Source organism: Micromonospora sp. MP36, from assembly GCF_008119785.1.
Classification (GTDB): Bacteria; Actinomycetota; Actinomycetes; order Mycobacteriales; family Micromonosporaceae; genus Micromonospora.
Genome location: NZ_VSFA01000219.1, coordinates 1 through 3,907, shown reverse-complemented (window position 1 = coordinate 3,907; position 3,907 = coordinate 1). Strand labels below are relative to the sequence as shown.

The window sequence follows — 3,907 nt, the reverse complement described above, 5'->3', positions numbered from 1 at the left end:
GATGATGCGCCTGTACGCCCAGGGAATCCGCTTCGAAGTGCGCGGGACGGGCCACAAGGTGATCGACTCCAATTGGTACAAGGGCACGATCACCTTCGTCTCCTGCGACGACACCGCGCATTCGTTCAAGAGTTGGGCCGCCAGCGCGGTTCCACACGTCTATGCGTTCAACGCCAACGGCAATCGCGGGCCGATGGTGCGCTACCTCGACTGCCAGTTGATGGGCTCGCACTCGGTGGCGACCGGATCGACTCCGACAACCGCGGGCAAGATCTTCTACGAGGGCTGCCGGTTCATCAACATGGCCGCCGCGACCGGCACGAGCGGATTCCTGCGCTGGACCGGGACAGTGGCGCCGCGTTACGAGGTCAAGGACTGCCTGGGCGGGGCGGTCTACGTCGCCGACGTCAAGAACCCGGCCTGAAGCGGACGGGGGCCGGCCGCCTCATCCTTGCGCCAGAGAAGAGGTCGCCCCCAGGGCTCCCGCCAGGTAGAGATATGGGCGGACAGCCCGTTACCGGGTATTAATCCCGGTCCGGTCGGCGCTATCACATCCTCCGGATGGGGCTCGCCCGTCAGGCCGCGGCTGCGGTCTGAGAAGCTGACGCCCTCAGGCTTCAGAGGAGTCACCGGATGAGCGGTCACGGGCAGGCAGGGCAGGAGGGACGAGATGCCACGGGTACGACGTGACGGCGGCGCGCGCGGTGTGCTCGCGGCCCGCCCGTGGCGTGCCCCCGGCACGCCGCTTGCCACCGGCACCGGGGCGACGCGGTGACGCCGCGCGGGTGGGCCGTGCTCACCCTCGCCGGGCTGGCCGTCGTGTTGGCCGTCACCGCGGCGCTGCTGATCCCGTGGCACCGGCCACCGGCGCCCCGCGCCGACCAGTTGGCCGCGTTGCGGGCACTCCCGGTCGAGCAGGTGGCCCGCGGGCGGGCGTTCCACGGCGCGCTGCGGCCCGCCGGGTGGTCGGCGCTCGTCGTCGGCCTGGCGGTGGCCCTGGTGCTCGGGCTCACCCCGGTCGGTGGTCGCCTGGTGGAGTTCGCCGGCCGGCCGTTCGGCGGGCACTGGATCGCCCAGGCGGTGCTCGGTGGGCTGGCCGTGATGCTCCTCGCCGACCTGCTCACCCTGCCCTTCGCCGCCTGGCGGCACACCGTGCTGACCCGGTACGGGCTGAGTACCCAGGGTTGGGGCGGCTGGGCGGTGGACCTGCTCAAGTCGTACGCGGTCAGTGCGGTCATCGGCGCGCTCGCCCTGCTCGGCTTCTACACGGTCGTCCGGCTCGCCCCGCGCTGGTGGTGGGCGTTCGGCGCGGCCGGCGCCGCCGCGCTGGTGGTGCTGCTGTCGTTCGTGCTGCCGGTGCTGGTGGAGCCGGTGTTCAACCGGTTCACCCCGATGGAGCCCGGCCCGCTGCGTACCGAGCTGATGAGCCTGGCCGCCCGCGACGGGGTGCCGGTCCGCGACGTGCTGGTGGCCGACGCCTCCCGGCGGACCCGGGCGGTCAACGCGTACGTCTCGGGGCTCGGGCCGACCCGGCGGGTGGTGGTCTACGACACCCTGCTGCGCGAGGCGACCCCCGCGGAGGTGACCAGCGTGGTCGCCCACGAGCTGGGGCACGCGCGGGACCGGGACGTGTGGATCGGCACCCTGCTCGGGGCGCTCGGCGCCGCCGCCGCGGTGGTGGCCCTCTATCTGATCGGCTCCTGGCCGCCGCTGCTGCGGCTGGCCGGGGTCGACTCGGTCGCCCAACCCCGCGCGTTCCCGCTGCTGATCGCGCTGATCACGCTGGCCGGGCTGGTGGCCACCCCGGCGCAGGCGTTGGTGTCGCGGCGGGTGGAGGCCCGGGCCGACGCGCACGCGCTCGCGTTGACCGGCGACCCGGCCACCTTCGAGGCGATGCAGCGCCGCCTGGCCGGCGTGAACCTCGCCGACCCCGATCCGCCCCGCTGGGAGTACCTCTGGTCGGCGTCCCACCCGTCCACCGTGGAGCGGATGGCCGCCGCCCGCGCCTACGCCAGGGAGATCGGCAGATGAGCCGGACCTTGCTGATCACCAACGACTTCCCGCCCCGGCCGGGTGGCATCCAGTCCTTCGTGCACAACCTCGCCGTCCGCCAGCCCCCAGGCTCCCTGGTGGTGTACGCGTCGAGCTGGCGGGGTGCCGCCAAGTTCGACGCCGACCAGCCCTTCGAGGTGATCCGGGAACGCACCAAGGTGCTGCTGCCCACCCCGCTGATCGCCCGCCGCGCGGCGAAGCTGGCCCGGACGTACGACTGCGACACGGTGTGGTTCGGCGCGGCGGCCCCGCTGGGGCTGCTCGCGGCGGGGCTGCGCCGGCGGACCGGGATCCGGCGGGCGGTGGCGTTGACCCACGGCCACGAGGCCGGCTGGGCCGCACTGCCCGGCGCCCGGTCCGCGCTGCGTCGGATCGGGCGGGGCGTGGACGTCACCACCTATCTGGGGGAATACACCCGGGTCCGGCTGGCCCGGGTGCTGGACGGGGTGACCGAGCTGCGCCGGCTCGCGCCGGGCGTCGACGTCGAGACCTACCACCCGTCCGTCGACGGGGAGCGGGTACGGCTGCGGTTGGGCCTGGCCGACCGCCCGGTGGTGGTGTGCGTCTCGCGCCTGGTGCCGCGCAAGGGGCAGGACATGCTCATCCGGGCGATGCCGGAGATCCGCCGCCGGGTGCCGGACGCGGCCCTGCTGATCGTCGGCGGCGGGCCCTACCGGGCGACACTGGAGAAGCTGGCCCGGCAGACCGGGGTGGAGCGCGAGGTGGTCTTCACCGGCTCGGTGCCGTCGGCCGAGCTGCCCGCCCACTACGCCGCCGGTGACGTGTACGCCATGCCCTGCCGGACCCGCAACCGTGGCCTGGACGTCGAAGGGCTGGGAATCGTCTACCTGGAGGCCAGCGCGACCGGCCTGCCGGTGGTGGCCGGCGACTCCGGCGGCGCGCCGGACGCCGTCCGGGAGGGGGAGACCGGGTACGTGGTCCGGGGCCGGGACGTGGCCCAGCTCGCCGACCGGGTGGCGACGCTGCTCGCCGACCGGGACCTGGCCCGGCAGCTCGGCGGCGCTGGCCGTGCCTGGGTGGAGAAGGAGTGGCGCTGGGAGGCCCAGGCGGAACGGATGGCCGCCCTCCTCGCCGGCTGACCCGCCCGAGGTGCGACCAGGAGTGGGCCGGCGCTGACCTGGGCCGGAATCGTCCGCCGGCGACGGCCGAGTTCCCGGGCAGCCGCCCGCGGCCATGGCCACGGAGGTGCGGCGCTGCTGGTCCGCCTTGCCCTGACCCCGCGCCTTCGGACCCGTGCCTTCGCGCCTCGTGTTTGCGCGCCTCGTGCCTCGTGCCTTCGCGCCCCGCGCTTTCCCACGCCCGGGCCCTTCGCGTCCCCGGCGGCCGCAGGTCTCTTTTGGACGCTACGAACTTGATGGCGTGAACGATTCAGGTCGGGGCGGGTGGTGTGTTTGGTGCGGCGCCTGGTGCTGAGTCGTCTACGTCATCAAGTTTGTAGGTGGGGCTGGGTCGTCTCGTCGTGGGTGGCGGTGATGGTTCGTTGGGGTGCTTTGGAGCTGATAGCGGCAACGACTCAGGTGGCTGACTGCCTGCGACGCCGTGGCCGGCGGCGGGGTTGGGTGGCCGTGCTTCTCCCGGCGGTCGTCTGGGCCGCGCTCTTCGACAGCGCCTGGCTGTCGTCGGCGGCCGGAGCCGGGCCGACCTCGGTCCGGGTGGCCAGCCAGAATCTGCGCTCCGGCAACCCCGACCCGGCGGCCACAGTCGGTTTGGGGTGGTGTCGGTTGTGAGTCGTTGGTGATGTCAGGTCCGGAGGTGGGCTGGGGTTATGGTTCGTCGGCGCGGGGCGCGGGGCGCGGGGCGCGGGGCGCGGGGCGCGGGGCGCGGGGCGCGGGGC

The 3,907-nt window shown here is 73.8% G+C and carries 3 protein-coding genes and 1 pseudogene; all 4 read left to right on the top strand.

Annotated features, from left to right (window positions below):
- A pseudogene (locus FXF52_RS40605) lies at positions 1 to 424 on the top strand (hypothetical protein); the annotation flags it as partial.
- A gap of 347 nt (positions 425 to 771) precedes the next feature.
- Positions 772 to 2,031, top strand: coding sequence for a M48 family metallopeptidase (locus tag FXF52_RS40600; protein WP_148804948.1), 1,260 nt, complete (start codon positions 772 to 774; stop codon positions 2,029 to 2,031).
- Positions 2,028 to 3,152: a glycosyltransferase family 4 protein gene (locus FXF52_RS40595; RefSeq protein WP_148804947.1), complete on the top strand. Its 1,125-nt coding sequence runs from the start codon at positions 2,028 to 2,030 to the stop codon at positions 3,150 to 3,152. The genes FXF52_RS40600 and FXF52_RS40595 overlap by 4 nt, the downstream gene beginning before the upstream one ends.
- 480 nt (positions 3,153 to 3,632) lie before the next feature.
- Positions 3,633 to 3,800 carry a hypothetical protein gene (locus FXF52_RS40590; RefSeq protein ID WP_255472924.1) on the top strand — a complete coding sequence of 56 codons (168 nt, stop codon included), beginning with the start codon at positions 3,633 to 3,635 and terminating at the stop codon, positions 3,798 to 3,800.
- The last annotated feature ends 107 nt before the right edge of the window (positions 3,801 to 3,907 follow it).